This window comes from Nocardia sp. NPDC002869 (assembly GCF_046764065.1).
Lineage (GTDB): Bacteria > Actinomycetota > Actinomycetes > Mycobacteriales > Mycobacteriaceae > Nocardia > Nocardia rhamnosiphila.
Genome location: NZ_JBKOOL010000026.1, coordinates 25,459 through 47,167, shown reverse-complemented (window position 1 = coordinate 47,167; position 21,709 = coordinate 25,459). Strand labels below are relative to the sequence as shown.

17 protein-coding genes are annotated in these 21,709 nt (G+C 68.8%); 11 read left to right on the top strand and 6 right to left on the bottom strand.

All coding sequences use genetic code 11. The features are described from left to right. From ACLML9_RS07775 to ACLML9_RS07750, 6 genes are all read left to right on the top strand, one after another. Positions 1–1,714 (top strand): VWA domain-containing protein (locus ACLML9_RS07775; protein ID WP_411944851.1); only part of this gene is annotated, 1,714 nt, incomplete at its 5' end. 139 nt (positions 1,715–1,853) lie between these two features. Next, positions 1,854–2,276, top strand: coding sequence for a hypothetical protein (locus ACLML9_RS07770; RefSeq protein WP_411944850.1), 423 nt, complete (start codon positions 1,854–1,856; stop codon positions 2,274–2,276). 564 nt (positions 2,277–2,840) lie between these two features. Continuing rightward, positions 2,841–3,635, top strand: a complete 795-nt coding sequence (locus ACLML9_RS07765; RefSeq protein ID WP_411944849.1) for a hypothetical protein — start codon at positions 2,841–2,843, stop codon at positions 3,633–3,635. Further along, a complete protein-coding gene (locus ACLML9_RS07760) occupies positions 3,632–3,805 on the top strand; it encodes a hypothetical protein (RefSeq protein WP_411944848.1) in 174 nt (57 codons plus the stop codon). The genes ACLML9_RS07765 and ACLML9_RS07760 overlap by 4 nt, the downstream gene beginning before the upstream one ends. Positions 3,806–4,232: 427 nt before the next feature. After that, the gene (locus ACLML9_RS07755; protein WP_411944847.1) at positions 4,233–5,000 is read left to right on the top strand and encodes a hypothetical protein; all 768 of its coding nucleotides are present in this window, start codon (positions 4,233–4,235) and stop codon (positions 4,998–5,000) included. 87 nt (positions 5,001–5,087) lie between these two features. Then, positions 5,088–5,537: a hypothetical protein gene (locus ACLML9_RS07750; RefSeq protein WP_411944846.1), complete on the top strand. Its 450-nt coding sequence runs from the start codon at positions 5,088–5,090 to the stop codon at positions 5,535–5,537. Positions 5,538–5,624: 87 nt separating this feature from the next. Here ACLML9_RS07750 and ACLML9_RS07745 read toward each other — a convergent pair whose 3' ends face one another. From ACLML9_RS07745 to ACLML9_RS07720, 6 genes are all read right to left on the bottom strand, one after another. After that, positions 5,625–7,031: a hypothetical protein gene (locus ACLML9_RS07745; RefSeq protein ID WP_411944845.1), complete on the bottom strand. Its 1,407-nt coding sequence runs from the start codon at positions 7,029–7,031 to the stop codon at positions 5,625–5,627. 96 nt (positions 7,032–7,127) lie between these two features. After that, entirely contained in the window at positions 7,128–8,132 is a 1,005-nt protein-coding gene (locus ACLML9_RS07740) for an NlpC/P60 family protein (protein WP_411944844.1), read from the bottom strand. Between the two features lie 7 nt (positions 8,133–8,139). Further along, positions 8,140–9,162, bottom strand: a complete 1,023-nt coding sequence (locus ACLML9_RS07735; protein WP_411944843.1) for a replication-relaxation family protein — start codon at positions 9,160–9,162, stop codon at positions 8,140–8,142. A 39-nt stretch (positions 9,163–9,201) separates the two neighbouring features. Beyond that, the gene (locus ACLML9_RS07730; RefSeq protein WP_411944842.1) at positions 9,202–11,742 is read right to left on the bottom strand and encodes a type IV secretory system conjugative DNA transfer family protein; all 2,541 of its coding nucleotides are present in this window, start codon (positions 11,740–11,742) and stop codon (positions 9,202–9,204) included. Then, the gene (locus ACLML9_RS07725; protein ID WP_411944841.1) at positions 11,739–12,749 is read right to left on the bottom strand and encodes a TRM11 family SAM-dependent methyltransferase; all 1,011 of its coding nucleotides are present in this window, start codon (positions 12,747–12,749) and stop codon (positions 11,739–11,741) included. The genes ACLML9_RS07730 and ACLML9_RS07725 overlap by 4 nt, the downstream gene beginning before the upstream one ends. Positions 12,750–12,801: 52 nt before the next feature. Next, positions 12,802–13,476, bottom strand: a complete 675-nt coding sequence (locus tag ACLML9_RS07720) for a hypothetical protein (RefSeq protein WP_411944840.1) — start codon at positions 13,474–13,476, stop codon at positions 12,802–12,804. Positions 13,477–13,909: 433 nt separating this feature from the next. On the opposite strand from ACLML9_RS07720, the gene ACLML9_RS07715 reads away from it, so the two are divergent. The 5 genes from ACLML9_RS07715 to xerC all read left to right on the top strand — a co-directional run bounded on the left by ACLML9_RS07715 (position 13,910) and on the right by xerC (position 21,668). Then, entirely contained in the window at positions 13,910–14,836 is a 927-nt protein-coding gene (locus ACLML9_RS07715) for a hypothetical protein (protein ID WP_411944839.1), read from the top strand. Further along, positions 14,833–15,237 (top strand): pilin, encoded by a 405-nt coding sequence (locus ACLML9_RS07710; protein WP_411944838.1) that lies wholly within the window; start codon positions 14,833–14,835, stop codon positions 15,235–15,237. Before ACLML9_RS07715 ends, ACLML9_RS07710 begins: the two co-directional genes overlap by 4 nt. Before the next feature lies 1 nt (position 15,238). Next, a complete protein-coding gene (locus ACLML9_RS07705; RefSeq protein ID WP_411944837.1) occupies positions 15,239–17,116 on the top strand; it encodes a hypothetical protein in 1,878 nt (625 codons plus the stop codon). Beyond that, a complete protein-coding gene (locus tag ACLML9_RS07700) occupies positions 17,113–20,049 on the top strand; it encodes a PrgI family mobile element protein (RefSeq protein WP_411944836.1) in 2,937 nt (978 codons plus the stop codon). The genes ACLML9_RS07705 and ACLML9_RS07700 overlap by 4 nt, the downstream gene beginning before the upstream one ends. 572 nt (positions 20,050–20,621) lie before the next feature. After that, positions 20,622–21,668, top strand: coding sequence for a tyrosine recombinase XerC (xerC, locus tag ACLML9_RS07695; RefSeq protein ID WP_411944835.1), 1,047 nt, complete (start codon positions 20,622–20,624; stop codon positions 21,666–21,668). Positions 21,669–21,709 lie beyond the last annotated feature (41 nt).

The following is a 21,709-nucleotide window of genomic DNA, read 5'->3' as shown; positions in this document are numbered from 1 at the left end:
CCCCGCCGCCGCTGCTGCCCCGACGACCGCCCCCGCTACGCCCGCACCTGCCTCGGCCTCTGTGCCTGTCACCGGCGGATGGGCCACGCTCTCGGCCGCGATGACCGCCGAGGCCCCGCCGATCGCCGACCGTGAGGACTTGTCCGTGACGATCGCCCCCGGTGCTGCTTTCGGGCACCCGGCGGTGTTCATGCCGGGCCGTGCGGCGATCGAGATCGACGGCACTCGCCTGGCCATCGACCCCGCCACCGCCTGCCCGGAACGCACTAGCGACCGCAACCGCTACCCGGCGGTGTGGGGTGCGTTTGTGCACGAGTGCGCCCACGCCAAGCACACGAGGTGGACCCCGCCGCTGGTGGCGCACCCGGGGGTTGTCGATGCCGCGATGCTGCTCGAGGAATCCCGGATCGAGGCCGCCCAAATTCGCCGCCGCCCCGATGACCGGCATTGGTTGCGTGCCAGCGCCACCGAGATCGTGATCGGCGACAACGGCGGCGCGATCGCCGCCTCCCAGATTCCGCCCACCCCCTACAACGCAGCCGTCAACGCAGCCCTCATCCTGGCGCGCCGCGACGGCGGCATCCTCGACATGGCGGAATGCGCGCCCGCCGCCACCGCGATCGAGACCATCCTCGGCAGCGACACCCTCGACAAACTGCAGGCGATCTGGCGCGAGGCCCACACTGTGGCCGACAACGACGCTGCCGCCATGCTCGAGCTCGGGCAGCGCTGGCTCGATATCGTCGGCCCCGACCCCCACTCCGACCCCGTACCGTCCTCGCCGCTGGGGGCCGCGATCGGCGACACCGTGACCAACATCGGCGACTCGGTCGCTGCCTCGCCGGTGGAGCCCGACCCCGCCGAGGTCGCTGCCGCCGCCCGCGCCGCCGCGCAACAGGCCGCCAACGACGCTGCCTCGCGAGCGCGGCAGGTGTTCGGCGACGGGTCGGGCCGGGGGCGGACCGAGAGCAGGCGACGGACCCGCGCCGCCCGCCCGGACGAGCACACCGCCGCCCGGGTGCTGGCCCGCGCCCTCAACATCGCCGCCACTCGGGATCGGACCACGGTGCGCACGACTTCCGCGCTGCCGCCGGGCCGGTTGCGGATGCGTGGCGCGCTGGCGCGTGAGGCCCAACGCGCCGCCGGGGCCATCCCGACCGCCGAACCGTTCACCCGCACCACCCGCAAAACCGTTCCGCTGTCACCGTTGCGAGTCGGTATCGCCTGTGACGTGTCCTCCTCGATGGGGGAGTACGCCGCCCCGGTGGCCTCGGCCGCGTGGATCATCGCTCGCGCGGCCGAGCTGGCCACCATGCCCGCCGAGACCGCGACCGTGACTTTCGGGGGCTCGGTCAAACCGATCACCTACCCGGGCACTGCACCCGCGCGGGTCACCGAGTTCAGTTGCCCGGATTACCTCCACGTCATCGACGCGGCTGTCGAGGCCCTCGACGGTGCCATCGACCTGGCTCGGCCCGGCGCGACCCGGCTGTTGGTGATCATCTCCGACGGCCACTACAGCGGCGGCAACCGCGACCGTGCCCAGCGCCGCGTCGACGCGCTGCGAGCTGCCGGGTGCGCGGTGCTGTGGCTCGCACCGGCCGACAGCGACCCACACCCTCTGACCGGGGTGAACGTGCACATGGTCACCGACCCGGCCGCCACCGCCGCCGCTATCGGCCGCGCCGCCACCACCGCAGTCCGCAACGCATAACCCACACCGCCATGGGGCGCGGTCCCGCACCGCGCCCCCAGAAGCGGTGAAACCAGGCACTACCCGGCCGGACCGAACCTCGGCCAACGAACAGCACCCACGAAAACAGGCCACCACCACACCCGATGGAGGACACGACATGAACCACCCCACCCACAACCCCACCACCGCCACGGGCCGCTCGGGTCCCTGTGCCGCCAACACGGCACAGGCCCGGCTGGCGGCGGCGTTCGCGCTGCCGCTGGGGCCGGTGCGTGAACAGCGCATCACCGAGGCCGTCCTCGAACTCGTCGCCGCCGAGATCGGCGACCGTCATCCCGCCATCACCACGGTGTTGTTCGACTGGGAACCCTACGGCGGCCTCGGCGTCGCCGGATTCCGCGACCGCCACGGCAACCCGGTCGCCGATCACCAACTCGACCTCGATATCACCCGCTACGCCACCGACATCCGCGCCATCACCGACACCGCCTCACTCGTCCGCGACCCCATGAGCCGGGCCTCTTCCGACTCGACCTCACGACCACGACCAGCCACGACTGCACGACAGACACGCCTATGACGACCACCCCCAGCGTGGGCGACCGGGTCCGTATCACCGGCCCGCTGCCCGGCGACCCCAACCCCTTCGAGCCGCCACCTGACCAGGTTGGGGCCGCCCACCAGGGCGGCCCCAACCTCGTCGGCCACCCCGAGGTTTCAAACGTCGTCATCGCCCTGCCATGGCCGTCGGTCCTCGTGCAGGCCAGTCATGCCGCCGGGCAGGCGGGCCCTCTGCGCAGCCCGGTGGCGGGCGACACCTCGATCACCTGCTGTCCCTTGCCCGGAAGTCGGCGAATCATGAACCGGGCGGTCACGGCACCCCGGGAACGGCCGATATTCCGCCCGTGCACTATTGCCGTGGTTGTTTCGGCGAAGTTCGGTCTTTCGCTGGGTGCGGGAGGATATGCTCCGCATGGAGTGTCAGGCCGCGCACGCGCTCCTCTTCCTCGCCTGAGTTGCCTCGCCCACGCCGGTTCGGTGACGTTGATGGCCAAGGTCCTTCCCGGGGCCCGCCTTCACACCTTTCCCCTGTTCGCATGCTTATTTCGTCGCAGGCGGGGTGGCGTGGGCACCTCTGTCGGGAATGGACGAGAACATGCCGAAGAACACCAGTGCGCGCCGGCGACGCCGGGCTCGCAGGATCGAGGCCGAGGACGGCGTGAAATACAGGCAAGCTCTCATGCGCGGCGACGAAACCACTGCGCGAGCCCGCGAGCAGGCCGCGAAGAACTCGTGGTTGCGGCCCGTGAAGTCCGAGATCGACGGAGTCGAAAAGTACTCGCGTCGCGAGGATGCCGAACAGCTCGGCCAAGACGGCTTGGCGGATCCGACCTGTGCCGACGTCGTTGCCGCGGCGGATGTCCTGTTGCCGAGGGTCCGTGCGCTTCGGTCCGCCAAGCTGAAGCCGACGACCGTGGTCGTGCCCTCCTGGCAGCGGCACCGGCTGACCCAGAACGAGGCGAACGAGCAATTCCGCACAACGATCCGGAAGGTACTCGACGATCTGAACCGCGTTCGTGAAGACGCCGACCTCCACTGTATGGAGTGGACGACCGTTGCCGCGGCCTATTACGGAGTGCGCGTCACACTCAATGGGCTGGAACGGACCACCGGCGGGCCGCTACGCGACCAACTCGAATCGGCCATGGACGCGGTCAACATACTGTCCGTGGCGGCCGAAGCCGTCCACAGTAGAGGCTGCCTCCTCGGCGCGGACCGTTCCCGCCGCCTGGGCTGGGGGTACTCACCCTGCGATGGCGGTGAGGTCCGTGTGCGCGTAAGGATCTTCGATGACGATACCCTCGTGACCGTCCCCGGGTGCCCCGACACGCCGCTGAAGAGATCGTCAACTGCGACTACGACGTCGAGGACGGCATGACCGGTGTCGAGGTGATGGGCGGTACGACCGCTGATCTCGACACGATCTACGACCTCGCCGAACAGGTACGCCGCGAACGTGACCAGCTCCAGCGCGAACAGGAAAAGAACACGTGCGGGGGACGGAGTGTGCCCGTGCCGCCGTGGCGCAACCGCCAGGATCACTGGTAGTGGCCCTGGGCAGGATGCTCGCTGACGTGTCGCCGGTGCCTGTCGCGGCGGTGAGGTAGGCGGCCCAGGTGGTGCGGGCCAGCCGTTCTCCGGTGTGCGCGGTGATCGGGCAGCAGCCGAATAGGTCACTGAAAACCGCCCGCGGCAGTTCGCCGGCGGACTTGCCGGTGGTGAGCCCTGTCGGCTCGCCCGAGGGGTGTCGCTCAGGCTGGTTCCACTCGTGCCGAAGCTATTTCGGGTTCCGATGAGAGAAGTTCGGGGCGCGGAATTTTCTTTTCACGATCCGCTTGACAGCGACCGGGGTATCGAGCGTTCATGGGAGCGGCAATGACACCGACCCCGGGGATTTCACCCCGGTCCGGTGTGGTTGCCGTCCCGGCCGGGACATGACCCATTCACCCGAACCACATTGCTGGAGGGATCTGTCATGTCCACACGTAAGAAGAATGCCACGGCGCCCGCATCCGCCACGCCCGATCAGGCCCCTGACACCGCCGCTGCCACCCCGGATAGTGGATCGGGGGACGCTGGTGTGCTCGTGCTGCGCAACGACACCGACGCGGCGCTGTGGGCCGCGCTGGGCACCCACCCCGGATCCACCACGGCCGCATTGGCAGATGTGGCCGGGGTCGGGGTGTCAACCGCCCGGCGCGCGCTGCTCAGCTGGGAGACCGCCGGGGCCGCTCGTTCCCACAGCGACCCCGAATTGCCCCGCGCGGCCAAAACATGGACCACAGCCGAACCCGCTGCTACACCCCAGGCCGCCACCGCACCGGAACCGGCAGCCTCCGAACCGGCTGCGCCCGAACCGGCTGCCGAGGCGGTCACGACGAGCACCGACTCCGACGCGCCCGCTGACCCCGCGCCCGCCCATCCCGGGCAGGCAGACACGCCCGTAGCAGGCCCCACGGGCGACGAGAGCGCCGACACGACCCCGAGCACCCCGGCCGGGGGCGATGATCCGGCAGCGGCCCCGCCGGAGTCGGGCCCCCGGTTGCGTTCGGGTGCGTTGCGGGGGCAGGTCGAGGATTTCCTGCGCGATCACCCGGACGAGGAGTTCAGCCCGCACCAGATCGGCAAGGCACTCGACCGTTCCAGCGGCGCGGTCCACAACGCGCTGGTCACTCTCACCAAGGGCGGGACCGCGCACCAAACCAGCACGGCCCCCAAACGATTCACCCTCGCCTCGGCCTGACGAGACGATGCCGGGATCCCCGGAGGACCTAACTCCGGGGAGCCCGGCACCGCTCCCACAACTTATCTCTTCGAAAGGTGCTTGACCATGTTCATTACTTCCCACTCGGCTGTTATGGCGGAGTCCCTGCATCGCGTGTTCGCCAACTCCCCACACGCCGCCGACAGTCTCGAGTTGTGGCTGGCGGTCTCGGCCGAGGCCGACCGTCAGCTGCGTCTGCGCGTCCACCCGGCACTGGCGTCGTGGGTGCCGGTGTTCGTGCACTACCGGATGGTGCGCACCGAGGGCGAGTTCTTCCCGTTCACCGGCGCAACACGGATCGTGACGGGACCGTTGACCGGCACGGCCTACACCGACCCCGAAAGCGCCGCCCGTGCAGTTGTCAGTGCGGCCCCCGCCCTGATGGTCGGCCGCGCCGACACCGAGCCCGGTGACCAGACCGACACAGTCGAATCGCCCAGGCCGGTGCCGTCGTGGCGATTCCGGGCCACCGGTGCCCCGGCCACGCCACCTGCTGTGCTGCCCCTCACTTCCTAGCGCCTGCTCGCTGAACGGCCGGTGGGGCCGAGCATCTGCTCGGTCCCACCGGCCGTTCGTCGTCTGGCTGGTCGTGTGGTGTGCGGGTTATTTCGTGGCGTCGATCGTCTGGGTGAGCCAGTTCGCCAGCAGCGCGGCGGCGGTGTCGTGACCGGCGGGCACGCCCATGTCACTGTCTGTGCGGGCCGGATTGTCCGGGGCGGTACCGGTGGTGGCGGTGTAGGTCTGGGCCAGGGAGGGCAACTGTGTGCCGGTGAACGCCGAGGTGGTGGCGGCGAGTAGGTCGGCGGCGATCGGGGCCATTCCCGATAGCGCCAGCGCGGCCCCGAGGGGGTCCCCGGCGACCAGTATTTCGGCGGCGGTCCAGGCGATCTCCTGGGCACGGCCGACTCCTTCGGCGATGCGGGCGACGTCGAGGCCGGCGAGGAGCCCGACGACCTCGGAGGCGATCGCGGCCACGCCGGTGGTGTCCAGCGGCGCGGCCAGGGCCAGGGCGCGCGCCACCAGCCGCAGGTCGATATCGGCGGTCATCGCGACCAGCGGGTGGAACTGGTTGTTCAGATTCCCCGCGACCCGGTGCAGCCCAGGAACATCACCACGGCCCAGGAGAGCGGGTAGCTCGGCGAGGCCGGTGACGATGGCGGGCACGTTCGCGGCGAAGGCGGCCAGCCCGTGCACCACGGTGACCACCTGCGTGAGCACCTGAGCAGGAGTGAGCGCCCCCGTCTGAGCCGACGCGGTGGCCGGTGTCGTCGTGGTGGTCCGCGGCTGCGCCGAGGCCGCGCCCGGGGCCGGAGTGGCGGTAAGGGCGCCCACGACCGCATCGAGGGCGGTCGATTCCCGAGCAGTGGTGGAGCAGTACGGGTCTTGGGCGGGGCAAATAGTGCGGACACGGCCGGTGAGATCGCCGAAGTCCCGTGGACGAGGGCCCGCGACGCCGCGGCCGGCCACCGGGGTCCCCAACTGCGGGGTGCTCGGGTCGCGGTGAGGGTCCGAGACGAGACCGACCGCCACCACTCGGGAGGCCGGGAGCGGGCCGTGGCTGTTGCCGATCGCCGCGGCGAGGTCACCGACGGTAGCGGCGCCTTCGGCATGCCCGGCCAGGACTACGCGCGTCTGCGCGCACAACGCCGACAGCGCTGCGGTGAGCGCCGGTTCGCCGGGGGAGGCGGTCGAGGAGTGATTTGTATCGGTGGTGCGGGTGAGTGTGCGGACCTCGATATCGGTGCCGTAGCGGGTGGTCAGCGAGTCTGCGACCTGGGGGAGCACCCCCACCGGCCCGCTCGAACCGGTGGCAGGGGTCGTCTCGAACGTGCCCGGTACCAGCAGTGCGGTCCACCGTGGGCAGTTCGCGGCAGCGGGGCCGGGTGTCGGGTCGGCGTTGGCGACACCGGCGCCGGAGATCGTGGCGGTGGTTATGGCCACACACAATGCTGCGTGGGCGACGCGGCGGCCCGTGCTGACGGGCCGGTGGCAGGTGGGGCCGATGCGCATGAAGGATCTCCTTGTCGGGTGGATGGGCCGAGCGCCGTATTTCACGGCGAGTCCGAAGCGAGTGGGGCGCGGGATAGTGCGCGCAGGCATGCCGGTTCAGGGCACGGCACGGGGTTCGGTGTGGGTGGGCGAGCCGTTGGACGGGCGGGTAGCGGTGTAGAAGTCGTCGCCTGTCCAGCGGTAGGGCGAGATCTGAACGGGCTCATCGAAAGTGGGTGCGTGGATCATCTGTCCGCTCCCGAGATAGATACCGACGTGGTGGACGTCAACAGCGGTGCCGTAGAACAGCAAATCCCCAGAGGCGAGCCCCGCTTCGGGGACGGTGGGGCCGGTGTGGACCTGGTCGTAGGTGGTGCGGGGGAGAGCGATTCCGGCGGACCGGTACGCGGCCTGGGTGAGTCCGGAACAGTCCCAGCCCCCGCTCAATTCGGGCCCGTTGCCACCCCAGACATATGGCTGTCCGAGCTGAGCGCAAGCGAAGGAAATAATCTGCGCGGCAGCACGGTTCGTGCCTGTCTGGGTGTGGCAGTCGCCCCCGTCGGGGGCGCGGTAGCGGGCGGCCTGATCGAGGACTTGGTCGACGTACCAGTCGGCGTGGTTGTAGGCGAAGACCGCGGCGCGTAGGTCGGCGGGTGCGCCGGAGTCGCACAAGTAGATCGCGGCAGCGTGCACGGCATCGTGCGGGTTGTAGCGCGAGGGCGGGCTCTCCCCGCCGGCAGGCAGCCGGTGGCGGGTGGTCACGGCGTCGAAGGTCGAGGCCAGGAACTGCATCGGCCCACCAGCACCGGAGGAGTTCTCGCCCGAGGTCACTCCGGGGAGGGGGGAGCGGCCGTGGTCGGTTTCGATCTTGCCGATCGCGGCGAGCACCGACCAGTCCAAACCGGGACAGTGCTGGGCCGCGGCCTGATACAGCACCAGCATCTCCGCCGGGATGTCGTGGCGGGCTTCTGGGCTCGGGATGGAGCCGGTGCCGGTCGCGGCTCCCGGGGCCGGGGTGGACAGAGACTGGTCGAACACGATGACGGTGGTGACCACGGCCGCGATCACGACCACGAGGAACACGACCGCTGCGCAGCCCGCGCCGAGTGCTTTGACCAGCATCAGCGGTTCACCAGGACTCGTAGAGCGGTGGAGTGGGTGGTGGTGGGGCCAGGAGGATCAGCCCGCCCGAAGGCACCCAGTTCTGCTCGCTGTGGAGTTCGTCGGCGGGCGGGGTGCGCCCTGGCCACACGGTGGCGAGTTCGTGCAGGCGTAACCGATCGCTGTCACGGTCCAGCGGTAGCCACACCTGGTCGGCGGGGCTGGCCTCGGGTTTCGGGGTGAGGAGTTCGGCGGCGGCGGTGGCGACGGGTACGGCTTCGGGGTCGGAGAGGCGTTGCCAGGTTTGTCGCAAGGCTGTGCGAGCGTTGGCTTCACGCAACGTGGTCGGGGTCCACAGCAGCACAGGGGTGGGGATTCCGGTGGTGCGGGCCAGTTCGCTGTAGCCGTGCAGTTTGGCAGCGACCCGGGTCAGAGTGGTGGAGGCGAGGTCGTATTCGAGGAAGAAATCGAGAGTCGCCTCGGCGAGCGTGTAGCGGCCGAAGGCGTCGGGGCGTGCGAGGTCTCCCCAGAGGCGTTGGCAGCGGGTTTGTGACCACCATGCCTGTACTCGGGCTTGCTGGCCGCGTTCGTCGTGGGGTGCGTGTGCGGTGAGGGTGGTGAACCAGGTGTTGACGCCGAGGGTGTGGGTCAGGTGCAGGCTGTGGGCGATGGCGAGGGTGCGTTGGTGGTTGTAGCCGAGTTCGCGCACGCTGATGCCGGCTTCGGCGGCGAGCACGCTGGCTCCAGGCGGGGCCAGGACCCAGTGCATCGGTGCGCTGCCCCGGGTTCGTAAGGGCCGGAACCGTTCCAGGACGCCATAGCGGTGCAGGCGGTTCAGGCGCCGCAACGCCATGACGGTGTTGGTGAAGGCGAGTGCGGCGAGCTGGTTGGTGGTCAGGACGCGGTGCTCATGCAGCATCCGCAAAATCCAGCGGTCACGCTCGGTCAACCGCGCCACCAGCACGGTCATGTCGACCGGCCCGGACTGCGTGACGCGGGTCTCAGGGCGGGGCTTGCGTCGATCTTCTTGCCGATCGGGTCGAGAGATCATCGCTACGGCAACCTTTCTCGGAGAGTCCGGGTCGGATGGCTAGCGCCGGCGCGGGTCATGCCGTGCAGGGTTCGGCTGCTTGTCACGGTCGAGGACCGGCGCGCGGCCGGGGTCGGGCGTGTGTGCCGGTGTGGTGAGGTGGGCGCGGGCGGCGGCGGCGATTTCGCGGGCACGTCCCGGGGTTGGTGCGGGCAGCCGTTGGGTGGTGAGGGTGAATGGGCGGGCGTTGCGGCCGTCGACCAGCAGGCGGGCGGCGGCATGGAAGGCATCGAGGTGGGACAGGTCGTGCTCGGACAACCACGGCTCGGTATGGCGGGCCAGATCCCGCGCGTCGTCGGGACTGACGGCGAACACGATTTTGTTGCGGGCATTCGCCGAGATCCCGTCGCGTAGTTCGCGGGAGAGCTGGCCGAGGTTCTGGTGCGCGAGCAGCAGTGACAGCCGCAGTCCGCGGGCTTCGGCGAGCATGTCCTCGATCGGCGTCGAGAGGTTGAGGAAGTTCTGTGCCTCATCGAGTACGAGTGCGGCGTCGGGCCGCTCGGCGGAGGGCACCCGAGCGCGGGCGGTGACGGCCTGCCAGGTGCGTGCCACGAGCAGGGACCCGACCAGGCGGCTGGTCTCCTCCCCGAGCGAGCCTTTCGGCAGTCTCGCCAGGCATATCCCGCCCTGGTCGAGGATGTCGGCGAACTCGACCGTGGAGGGCCCGCCCGCGATGGCCGCGCGCACGAACGGGCGCAGCAGGAACGCGCGCAGCTTGTTCAACAACGGGCCGGTGAGCTGGGCGCGGCCGGTGTCGGACAGCGTCTCGTAGCTGTCCCAGAATCCGCGGAGGACCGGGTCTTTGGTGGTGCGGGTGACGCGGGCACGGAAGGCAGGTTCGGTGAGCAGGCGGGGCAGGTCGGCCAGAGTGGCGGTGCCGGGTTGAGCACACAGGGTCAGCAGGCTCGCACGCATAATGTCGTCAGTGCGCGGCCCCCACCATTGGTGGAAGATCCGGTGGAACACGGTGACGAGGTTGTCAACCGCCAAATCCATTCCCGCCCGCCCGATCCGCCCGATATCCAACGGGTTCACGCACGGCGGTGGGGCGGCGGAGTCGGCATCGAAGAGCACCACCCGCTCACCCATGCGCGCCGGCAACCGCGACAACACATCGGTGACGAGGTCGCCCTTGGGATCAACGACGATCACCCCGCGCCCGGCCTCGGCATCGTCGAGGATCGTGCGCGCCAATAGCGTCGATTTGCCGACACCGGTGGGCCCGAGGATATGCAGGTGGTGGCGGGCATCGGAGATCTTGACCGCAACCGCACGCCGAGTACCGGTATCAGCGAGACCCAGCGGCTTCGTGAACTCCCCACCAACCGGGATCTCCGGGGCGGGAGACAGGGCGCGGGCTCCGGCACGTTGCAGGCCGGGCAGCCCGGTATCGGTGGGCAGATGCGCGATCGTCGCCAGCTCGGGCACCGACAACACATCCCCGCGCCCCAGCCGCCGCTGCCGGATCAATGTCGCGACCCGGAGGCGGCGACGCCGCCGGTAGTAGTTGTGGTCGGTGCATGCCCCGAACACGGTGGCCAGGGCGTCGGCGCGACCACGTGCCACCGCCCGTGCCTGCGCTCTCGGGTCGATGTCGTCGAGGTCGTCGGAGACCGGAATCGAGGCGGCGTAGCGGACAACGGTCTCCCAGTGCGCTCCCCGGGCCTTGGTTGCCGCCGCGCGGGCGGCGGCGCTGTACTCCATCACCGCCTGCCGGTCGCCGCCCCGCCGCTCACCGAGCCCCCAGGCCCGGGTCGGGCGCGCGGTGCTTGTGCCAGGGGTGAGAAGGTTCAATGCCTCGCGCAGCAGCCCGGTCACGATCCCTGTGGGGGCGTTGGTGGTTGCTGCGGTGCGGAGGGCGCGGGCGGCGCGGCGGCCGGTGACCGGGCGGGCCAGGATCTGCACGCAGGTGGCTTGGCCGGGGGCGAGGTCGTCGGCGGCGGTGATCAGGTTACGTACGAGATCACCGGCGTGGTCGGTGCTCAACGGGAGTCCTTCCCGCCGTCCCAGCCGTAGCTCGCCTCCGGCCACGATCTGCTGAACGCCTTTCGTAGGGGCGGGTAGCGGGGGCCGGGCGGGTTCTCCGGTGTCGGTGTGCGCGCCTGGCCACGCCGAGGCGATCGCGCGTTCGATGAGCCCGGGTGGGACCGCGCCGGGTACCCAGAGCCGGATCGCGGCCCCCTCATCGGGGGTCACGGTGTATTCGAAACCGAGATGCGGTTGTCCCAGCAGCAGCCGCGCCCAGGCCGGGCGCAACTGGCCGATCAAATGGGCCCAGAAGGTGAGCGCGCCTTTGGCGTCGACCTCGGGAGGCGTGAGCACGGTGATCTGGCGAGCACCCGCATTCAGCCGGCGCCGGCGCCATCGACCCAGAACTCCCACCGCAGCGAGCGCGCCCAGCACGCTCAGTACTCCGAGGGGCCCGGCCGCCGATCCCAGCCCCTGCTCGATCACCTCTGCCAGATCACGTGCTGCCGCGCCGGGCGCGAGCAGCGCCCGGCCCAGCCACCCCTGCTCAGGGCTCGCGACGGACGCGTTCACGCCGCCACCGACCCCGGCCCGGCATTACCGCCCGTCCCCTGTACCGGGGTAGCACCATAGGGGGATCGCGCACGCGCCCTCTGGTGTTCGGTCGAGGCGGCGGCGTCCGGTTTGCGCAGAACAACCACATCCTCGTGCGCGATCAAGTGCACCGGCAGCCCGGCAGCGCGTTGTTTGACGACGAAATCGCGCTGGAAGAAACTGCTACGCGCGACGAGTTCTCCCTCGGACAGCCGCCCCAGCAGTGCCACGCACCGTTCGACCGGGACCAGCCCGGCCAGCTCACCGCAGGTGAACAAATGCGTGGGCAGATTCACCAGCTCCGCATGCTGACGCCACGGCCGGGCGGTGATCACGACATGCCCGCCCGGGGCGAGGTACTCGGCGGCACCGGCGAGGATTTTCGTGAATCCGGACAGCAGCCGGCCGATTCCGACATTCGCGAGATTGCCGCGGTCGAGCACCGCCCCGTAGCGGTGATTCGACTTGACCACCGGGGCTTTGCCGTTGGCGCGGACGTGGCCGTGCAGGGAGTCACCGTAGGGCGGGGAGGTGATCACCAGATCCACCTGCCCCCGAAGCTCTTGCGGTATCAGTGTGGTGAGTTTGCGAGCGTCGCCGTGGTAGACGTCGGCATCGAGGTCGATTCCCGCTTCGCGTGCCAGCGCGATGTTGGTGCGTGCCAGCTCGGCCCATCGCGCCTCGTATTCCACACCGACGGCGCGGCGGCCGAGGTGCAGGGATTCGACAAGGGTGGTGCCGATCCCGCACATGGGGTCCAGGACGAGCCCGCCGGGGCGGGTGTAGGTCGTCACCGCGTGTTGCACGATTGCGGGGAACATCTTCGCCGGGTGTGCGGTGCTGTCGGGGTGATAGCGTCCCCGCCGCTGCGCGGCGGGCGCGTTCTGAGCGGTCGCCCACACCGACACCGGCGCATCGATGGGGCCAGTGGGGGTGGTGATTGCCGAATTGGTGTAGGCGGCGGTGGTGCTGGGTTCGGGAGTCATCGAGTGGTCCTTCTCTGATCGAGTGGTCTGCGAGATGTTGAGCTGGGCAGGGTCAGCCGTGTTCGGGCTGGAGGAAAACGAGCACATCGGTATGGGCTACGCGGTGCTGCGGAACGCCGGGCGCTGTCTGCTCGGCGGGCGCGGGCGCGGGCGCGGGCGCGGGGGCGGTGATGGTGTGGCTGGTGACCGGGGCAGCGATGATGTGCTGGAGGTAGAGCAGATCGGCGGCCTGGGCGGCGGACACGACCGAACCGGCAGGATCGAGCAGGATCCCGGAATGGCTGTGGCGGCAGCGGCTGAGAACAACCAGCAAACCGCCCATCGCCATCACTTCGGTGGCGAGCGCGGTGATGTGTTCGGCGGCTCGGATCGGGTCGACGTGGTCGGCGAGCAGGCTGGCGATGACCAGATCCACCGGTTCACCGGGATGGCTCGGGTGGGTGGGGGTGTCGAGGCTGTGGCGGTCCAGATCGCGGATCGCGGCGAGGGCGTGGGCGGTGTCGGGCTCGATCATCCGCAGCGCGCCTCGGCCGGTCGGTGCCGGCCAGCCGATCAGCATCACTCGCGAGCCCGGCGTAGAGAACTCGCGGATCGTGTGGACCAGGACCGGTGCGGGCCAGCGGTCGTCGGGATCGAGGGCCTCGGTCCCGACCGCCCACAAGGTCGAGGGGACACGCACCGTGGGCATCGGGGTAGAGGGGCGGGGTCGGCGAGAACTGACGGTCATAACGACTCCTGACGAGAGAGCGGTGTGTACTCGCTTACTTCCGCCGAAAAGTCGATTTTTGGACAACAATTCCGAACGAATCTGGAGAATTCCGCTGAATAGCGAGAACCGGGAAGGGCTTCCGGTTCGGGGTGACGCAAACTTTTCCGAGATTCTTTTTCGGTGGTTTGCCGAGGCGGGTGGGTGCTCTATCCGAGGTCTATCCAAACCGCATCCTCGCATACACAAGTCCTGGTAGAGGCATTTTCATGGAGTGGTCGACAGCTGGAGGTGACTGGTCGCCAAATGTTCGCCGGTCCTGCGCGGATAGGTCTTGGGGGTGGTTTGGATAGGTTCCGGGTGCGGTTTGGATGTGGTTTGGATGCGTTTCGGATAGAGGTCGCTGGTGTCGTTGTGAGGTCGGAAATTGTTTCCACCGAGCAGGGAGTTACTGGTGACGAATTCGGAATTCGTGAAATATGCGGGAGCGGGTGGTTCGCCGCTCGGGGTGGTGCGGTCGAGTTTCGACCGGATCACCGATCAGCGGTTGCCCACCGATCCGCGACCGGTACCGAGCCCGGCTGCAGCAGTCGCGGGCCCTGTCGAGTCGTGGGGTGGGTTGCGTGAGCGGTTGTGGGATCCTGCGGTGCCGATCGCCGAGATCGACTCGATCTGGGTGTGGCTGATCGAACGCGCACGCACCTGCGGCGAGGACGCGATGCTGGTGTGCGCCGGCCTGGCGGTGCCGATGCTGGCAAGGGCCGCGAAAGAGTACGCCGCCGTGGGCAGCGGCCACCGCCACGATGTCGAGTCGGAGGTACTGACGGAATTCCTCTCCTCCCTCGGCCGTGTCGTATTAGACCGGCCGGGGGTGTGGCATCGGTTGCGGTGGGTGGCCTACCGGGCCACACGCAAGGCAGCGAATAAACAGCAATCAGGAGTGATGTCGGCGGGCGACGTCGACGGCGACCTCGGTCCGCTCGTGACGCAGGCGCGGTCGATGATCGCCGAACCCGGCCATCCCGAGGAGGTACTCGCCCACGCCGTGACCGTCGGGGTCCTCACCGAGGACGCGGCGGAACTCATCGCGGTCTCACGGTGGGAAGGCCGGTCACTGACAGCGGTGGCCGCCGAACGCGGCGAGTCGCTGTGGAAGCTTCACAAGCAACGCCGTCGCGCCGAACACCGGCTGGCGGCCTGGCTCACCGAACGAGCCCTGGACCTGGAGGTGGGCAAAACCAGCCCGGTCGAAGCGCAGGCAGTCGCCACCCTCGCACCGGCCGCTCGCACCGGGTCGGCGCCGCGGCGAGGTCGCCGGCCGAAACAGGACAGCCCGGCACCGGAATCTTCGGGCACCGAGCACGGGCAGGTGGCCGCATGAACGCGAACCGCGGACACCTCAGTGAGGCGCCACTGGCGCCGGGTCGGCAGCCGGTTCTGCGGCGGTGGGCCACGATCCTCGCGGCGGTCTGCACCACCGTGGCGTTGCTGGTGTTGACGGCCGGATCGGCATCGGCCGTGCCGCCTCAGACCGTGGTGCTGGCGGTCGCCTCGTCGCTGGATGAGGTGATCGACAACGCCCGCAACTGGGTGATGGGGATTCTCGCCGGGCTGGCGACGCTGTGCCTGACCGTGGCCGGTGCGCGCTATCTGCTCGGTGGCGGCGATCCCGCCGAAACCGAGAAAGCCAAGACCGCCTTCCGCGCCGCGTGCCTGGGCTATGCGCTGGCGGTGCTGGCACCGGTCATCGTCGCTGTTCTCAAGTCCATCGTCGGAGGCTGACATGATCGCCTCACACGCCAACGGCTCCAGCGTCGTTTCCGCAAGACGACTGCAACCGGTCCATATCGTCACAGCAGCGGTGGCGGTGTTGATCGCGGTACTCGTCGGCGTCACGGGTGCGGGTGGTGCCGCCGCCCAGCCCGCGCCGCCGACTGTGCCGGTGACCCCGACCCCGGTCACACCCGTCCCACCGACGCTCGCGCCGCCGAGTACGACCCCGCCCTCGAGGTGGGTGACTCCGCCCTCCAGCACGACCCCGGGCCCGGTCTCGCCTACGCCGAGCGAGCCGGGTGCGCCGTCCCCGGTTCCGGGGGGTTCGTCGGGGTCGGCCGAGTGCGGGGTCACCGATATCAATGGGTGTGTGGAGAACGCGATCGACGGGTTCTTCCAGCGGATTGTCGAGTCTTCGCTCAACCCGTTGCTCGACCTGTTGTCGCAGACGTTGCTGACCACTCCCGAGCCCGGTGAGATACCGCAGATCGGGGTGCTGTGGGACCAGTCGTGGCAGATGGTCACCGCCCTGTATGTGCTGGTGGTGATGGCGGCGGGGGTGCTGCTGATGATGCGCGAGACCGTGCAGACCCAGTGGTCGATCCGTGAACTCGCGCCCCGGCTGGTGGTCGGGTTCGTTGCCGGGGCGTTGAGCATGGTGATCGCCACGGCGGCGATCGGCTTCGCCAACGCCCTCGCCCACGCGGTCGCCGGAGGCGGCGTCGACTCCGGCTCGGCCGCTGATGCGCTGGCTGAACTCGCGGTCACCAGCGACCAGAGCCGGGGTTTCGCGTTGCTGTTGTTCCTGGCGTTGGTGGTGATGCTGGTCGTGCTGCTCATCAGCTACGTCGTGCGAGTCACGATCACGATCCTGCTGATCGTGGCCGCACCCTTGGCGTTGATGTGTCACGCACTGCCTGGCATCGACGGGGTCGCGCGGTGGTGGTGGCGCAGTTTCGCTGCGTGCCTGGGGATCCAAGTCGTGCAATCTCTGACGCTGGTGACAGTCCTGCGGGTGCTGCTCACCCCGGGCGGATGGCATCTGTTCGGCCCGGACGCCAACGAGATCGTGAACATGATCGTCGCTTTGGCGTTGATGTTCGTGTTGATCAAGACTCCGTTCTGGCTGCTGTCGGTGCTCAAGATCGGGCAAGGGCGTTCGTTCGTGGGGTCGATCGTGCGTGGCTTCCTCGCCTACAAGACCCTCGGCCTGCTCAAAGGCGCCACCACGAGCAACGCACGCACCGCCGCCACCGCGATACCCGCCGGGCCAGCGACCCGGCCCCCACCACGAATGCCCCGCACCCCCGCGGGCGGCCCCGGGCCCGCCGATCCGTATGCGCGGGTGCGCGCCACCCGCGACGGGCAACTGATGCTTCCCCTCGAAGGGGTGCGTCGAATTCGGCGGCAACCGAACTCGACCGAGACAGGTTCTCCTACTGCGGCTCCGGCTCGCACGGCGCGCGCGCCGCTTGGGCGCCAACTCGCGTTCGACGTCACCGAGCCCGACCCGTACCGGGGAATCCGACCCGGGCGTGGCGGTCAGTACCCGATGCCGATCCCGGTGCGTCGGGTACGGCCTTCACCACCAACACCGCCGCAACCTTCCACGGCGCGGGTGGCTCCTCGGCGTCGTTCCGAACAGCTCGCCTTCGACTTCGCCGAACCGGCCCCGGCCGATCCCTACGCACGGAACCGGCCCACCCGCAGCGGTCAGTACCCGCTGCCGTTCCCGGTGACCCGGGTCAAACCCGCACCGCCGCCACCGAACCCACCACAACCACCCGTCCCTGCGCGTCCGGCGGGGCGTCAGCTGCATCTGCCGATGCCCGACCTACCAGTGCGCCGCCGCGCGCCCCGTGCTCCCCGAGGAGGAACACGTCGATGAGCACGATCGTGCGCATACCCGCCGATGTCGACCGCAGCGACAAGCTGCTCGGCCCTTTCACCGCCCGCCAGCTCGCCATCCTCGCCGCCACCGGCGTCCTGCTGTACTCAGCGTGGATCGCGACCCAGGCCGTCCTCTCACCGGCGGTGTTCCTGGCCGCCGCCACTCCGATCGCGGTCGTGGTCACCGTCGCCATCTCGACCCGCCGCGACGGGCTCTCGGCCGACCTGCTGCTGGTCGCCGCGATCCGGCACCGGCTCTCAGCCCGCCACCTCGTGACCGGCAGCGGGGACGCTCCGCTCGCGGCACCGGGATGGATCACCGACCGCGCCACACGAACCCGACCCCGCCGGCCGCGCCCGGCAGCACTATCGACTCAGGAGCAACGGCTACCGGAATCGGTGACCCCCGGCAGTACTGGTGTCGGGGTAGTCGATCTCGGATCCGATGGGCTGGCTGTCGTCGCGGTCGCGGGCACCCTGAACCTGTCGTTGCGGACCGCAGCCGAGCAGGACAGCCTCGTCGGGCAGCTCGCGGGCTGGCTGCACACCCTGCGCCAGCCCGTCCAGATCCTCATCCGCTCGGCCCGCCTGGACCTCACCGCCCACCTCACCAGCCTGTACGCCGCCGCCCGCGACATGTCGCCGGAGCTGGCCGCCGCCGCGGCCGACCACGCCGCGCACCTGAGCGCCCTCGCCGCAGGGGAGTACCTGGCCCGCCGCCAAGTACTGCTCGTCTGGCGCGAACCACTCGACCACCCCGCCACCACCTCGCCGCGGGCCAGCCTGTTCAAACGAAACCGGGCCCGGCGTGCCGTGTCGGCCGCCGTGCGTCGTGGCGCAGAGTCGCGGCTGCTGCGTCGGCTCAACGAGGCCGCCGATGCCTTGTCCCCGCTGGGCGTGACCGTCACCGCCCTCGATGACCCACAGGCACGCGCGGTCCTGCGTAGCTGCTGCAATCCCGAGGGCCTCGTTTCCGCTGCCGCTGACGTCTCGCCCGCGTCAGCCGTCGTCACCGCCGCGGAATCGGGCGAGGCCGGGGTGCCGGATCCGTTCGCAGCGCCGGACGGGGCCGGGTTCGCGCCCGAGTCGTTGACAATCGGCACCCGGCACCTCGAGATCGGCGGTGACTGGGCCGCCACCGTCGCGGTCATCGGGTACCCGAGGGAAGTCGCGGCCGGCTGGCTCGCGCCGCTGCTGACCCATCCCGGGCGCGTCGAGGTTGCTGTGCATATCGACCCCGTCGACCCGGTCACCGCCGCCACCCGGTTGCGTCGCCAGCTCGCGCGCCTGGAGTCCTCCCGCATGCACGATGCGGGCCGGGGCCGCCTGTCGGATCCGCAGGTCGATGTCGCGGTCGAAGACGCCGCCGAGCTGTCGGCGCGCGTGGCACGCGCCGAAGCGAGGTTGTTCCGGGTAGGGATCTACCTCACCGTTCACGCCGACACCGAAGCCGAACTCGCCGACGAACTCGCCGCGGTCCGCGCGCTGGCCGCGAGCCTGCTCGTGGACACCTGCACCCTCGCCTACCGCGCCGCCCAAGCCTGGGCCACCACTTTGCCCCTGGGCTTGGATCTGATCCGGGTGCGGCGCACCTTCGACACCACCGCCCTCGCCGCGGCGTTCCCCTTCGACTCCCCGCAACTGCCCGCCACCGACCCGGCACAAGCCGAGCGGCCCCAGGGCGTGTTCTACGGCCGCGACGCCGCCTCGGGACTGCTGTTCGTGGACCGCTTCGCCCCCGAGGCCCACAACCACAACATGGTCGTCCTGGGCCGCAGCGGCGCAGGCAAGTCGTATCTGGTCAAGACCGAGATCCTGCGCTCGCTCTATCGCGGGATCGAACAGATCGTCATCGACCCCGAAGACGAATACCGCCGCCTCGCCGACGCGGTCGGCGGCACCCACCTGCGCCTCGGCTCCGAAGGACAGCGACTCAACCCCTTCGACCTGGAAATCCACACCCGCCCCGACGGCAGCCGCAGTGCCCCCGTCGACGCTCTCACCCGCCGCAAACTGTTCCTGCACAACCTCATCGCGGTCCTGCTCGGCAACCAGAACCCCGCCCAGCGAGCCGCCCTCGACACCGCCCTGACCACCACCTACGCCGATGCCGGAATCACCGACGACCCCGCCACTTGGACCCGCCCCGCCCCGACCCTGAGCGGCCTGCGCGAGCACCTGGCCCAGCTTGCGACACCGGCGGCCGGCGAGCTCACCGACGGACTCTCGCCCTACGTCGGCGCCGGCGCATATGCGGGCCTGCTTGACGGGCCCACTACCATCGACCCCGAAGGCGGGCTAGTGGTTTTCTCACTACGGGAGCTACCCGAAGAACTCAAGACCATCGGCACCCTGCTGGTCCTGGACGCGACCTGGCGGCGGGTATCCAACCCCGCCGATCGGCGGCCCCGGATGATCACCGTGGACGAAGCCTGGTTGCTCCTGCGCCAGCCCGCCGGAGCCCAGTTCCTGTTCAAGGCGGCGAAGAGCTTCCGTAAACACTGGGCGGGATTGACTGTCGCCACCCAGGACAGCGCCGATGTCCTGTCCACCGAACTCGGGCGCGCGATCGTCTCCAACTCCGCCGCCCAGATTCTGCTCCGCCAAGCACCCCAAGCCATCGACGAGGTCGCCGCGGCGTTCCGGCTCTCCGAGGGAGAGCAACAGTTCCTGCTGTCCGCCGCACGTGGCAGCGGACTGCTCACGGTCGGCGGCACCGACCGGGCCGTGTTCGGATCGCTGGCCTCACCCGCAGAGAACATCATGATCACCACCGATCCCAGCGAACTCACAACCATCGATGACGACGGTGACATCGAATTCGGATCCAGTGCGCTGCCCTCACTGCGGCTACGGAACGACCCGGGCGAGGAAGGCGACATCGACAACGCCGAGCAGGAAATAGTCACCGATGTGCAGGTTGGGGGGTGAGCTCGGATTCGTGTCATCGCCGTTGCCTGCCAGCCCGAGCGGAATCCACGGTGGGTTACCGGTTTCGAATAAACAGCTACGGGCAAATGTCGCTGGCAGGCTGCAGCGCCCGAATCCATTCCTGTTGATGTGAAGTATCTGGTCACGCATTGAAAGTGAATCATGATGTATGCCTCGCGAGAGACAGCCGCCGCGCTTCCTCTACCTCAATTCAACGATGAGCGCGATCCGACTGCTTACGCCCCTCACGTTGCAGTATCGACACTTGACTATTCTGGCAAGGTCGCAGACCGGTCAGCGCTCCGACACCTCGGCTGGTGTTACGGGCAACACGTCACTCTGGCCATTGCCGATGGTGTTGTCAAAATAACCGAGAAAAGGGGCGGTGGACATGTTATTTCAGCGCACGGCTACCTACGACTTCCTGCGGAAATCCGAACCTGTGCGCGGATCAACCGCCATGACCGTATCCTCCTAATCGCAACCCGCGAGTCCCGAGCCCTTCTGATCTACCCGCCAATGCAGGCGACCGCAGCCTTAAGATCATTCACTCCGCTTGTCTGGCAACAGCGATGACGACCGGCGAGATCGAAGCGGCACGGCTACTGCTCGCTCGACTTGGGCTTCGCGCAGAAGACCTCCTCGGCGACGCCGGAGCTCAGGATCGCCCTATTCCAACGTTCGCGGAGTACATCCAACGTCTCCAATCTGCCTGCCCTTCGGGGACATTGCGCACCTACGCGCCCTATTGGCGCCGCATCGCGAACGGTTGGGGAGATCGGCCGATCACCGAACCTTCGCCTCTTGAGATCAGAGGAATGATCGAACAGTGCAAACGTGATGCAATCGTCCGGCGGAACTCCAGAGGAGGTCGCTCAGCTGCAGAGCATATGGTCGGTGCGCTCCGTGCGCTCTTCCGTCAAGCGCAGGCTGATGGCTACTTCACCGCAATCGACAACCCTGCCGACCGTATAGCCAAGCCCCGTCGACTGCCGAGTAATCGCCACGCGCTTTCCGACAGTCTTCTTGCCGACATCACCCGAGTCATCGCCACCACGGGTAACGATCCCGACCTTGACACTCTGATTCTCCGATTGCACATCGAAACCGCTTGCCGCCGAGGCGGTGCGCTTGCGCTGCGGCCGCGCGACCTCGACACGAAGCAATGCCTCATCAAGCTCCGAGAAAAGGGAGACACGGTTCGCTGGCAACCCGTCACTCCCTCACTGATGCAAGCGCTGATTCGCCACTGTGAGCGCAGCTTCGCGTCTGACGAGCAGCTCCTGCGGTACCGAAACCGAAAGCCCATCACAGGGCGCCGCTACGACTACATCTGGACGAGAGTCGCAAAGCACTTACCTTCGGCAGCAACCCAACAAATCACCGCGCATTGGCTTCGTCACACCACTCTCACGTGGGTCGAACGTCACCGCGGATACGCGGTTGCACGGGCTTTCGCCGGTCATAACGACGGTGGGGCAGGCAATGCTGGCGTGACGCTGACCTATGTCCGGGCATCGCTATACGAGGTAGCTGAAGCGCTCACCGCAATGACCGGTGAACCGCACCCCCTGGTGAACGAAAGTGATTCGGGAACAGGTCGTTCTTTGGCTGCGTGAGCGGTGCTTGGGTATGAGCCGAGCTCAAGGGCCACAACATG

Bases quoted from the DNA above. Each gene is read 5' to 3' on its own strand.
- ACLML9_RS07720 (WP_411944840.1), bottom strand. From the start codon at position 13,476: ATGACCGTCAGTTCTCGCCGACCCCGCCCCTCTACCCCGATGCCCACG.
- ACLML9_RS07770 (WP_411944850.1), top strand. From the start codon at position 1,854: ATGAACCACCCCACCCACAACCCCACCACCGCCACGGGCCGCTCGGGT.
- ACLML9_RS07760 (WP_411944848.1), top strand. From the start codon at position 3,632: ATGACCGGTGTCGAGGTGATGGGCGGTACGACCGCTGATCTCGACACG.
- ACLML9_RS07710 (WP_411944838.1), top strand. From the start codon at position 14,833: ATGAACGCGAACCGCGGACACCTCAGTGAGGCGCCACTGGCGCCGGGT.
- ACLML9_RS07750 (WP_411944846.1), top strand. From the start codon at position 5,088: ATGTTCATTACTTCCCACTCGGCTGTTATGGCGGAGTCCCTGCATCGC.
- ACLML9_RS07705 (WP_411944837.1), top strand. From the start codon at position 15,239: ATGATCGCCTCACACGCCAACGGCTCCAGCGTCGTTTCCGCAAGACGA.
- ACLML9_RS07755 (WP_411944847.1), top strand. From the start codon at position 4,233: ATGTCCACACGTAAGAAGAATGCCACGGCGCCCGCATCCGCCACGCCC.
- ACLML9_RS07740 (WP_411944844.1), bottom strand. From the start codon at position 8,132: ATGCTGGTCAAAGCACTCGGCGCGGGCTGCGCAGCGGTCGTGTTCCTC.
- ACLML9_RS07765 (WP_411944849.1), top strand. From the start codon at position 2,841: ATGGACGAGAACATGCCGAAGAACACCAGTGCGCGCCGGCGACGCCGG.
- xerC (WP_411944835.1), top strand. From the start codon at position 20,622: ATGACGACCGGCGAGATCGAAGCGGCACGGCTACTGCTCGCTCGACTT.
- ACLML9_RS07700 (WP_411944836.1), top strand. From the start codon at position 17,113: ATGAGCACGATCGTGCGCATACCCGCCGATGTCGACCGCAGCGACAAG.
- ACLML9_RS07735 (WP_411944843.1), bottom strand. From the start codon at position 9,162: ATGATCTCTCGACCCGATCGGCAAGAAGATCGACGCAAGCCCCGCCCT.
- ACLML9_RS07745 (WP_411944845.1), bottom strand. From the start codon at position 7,031: ATGCGCATCGGCCCCACCTGCCACCGGCCCGTCAGCACGGGCCGCCGC.
- ACLML9_RS07725 (WP_411944841.1), bottom strand. From the start codon at position 12,749: ATGACTCCCGAACCCAGCACCACCGCCGCCTACACCAATTCGGCAATC.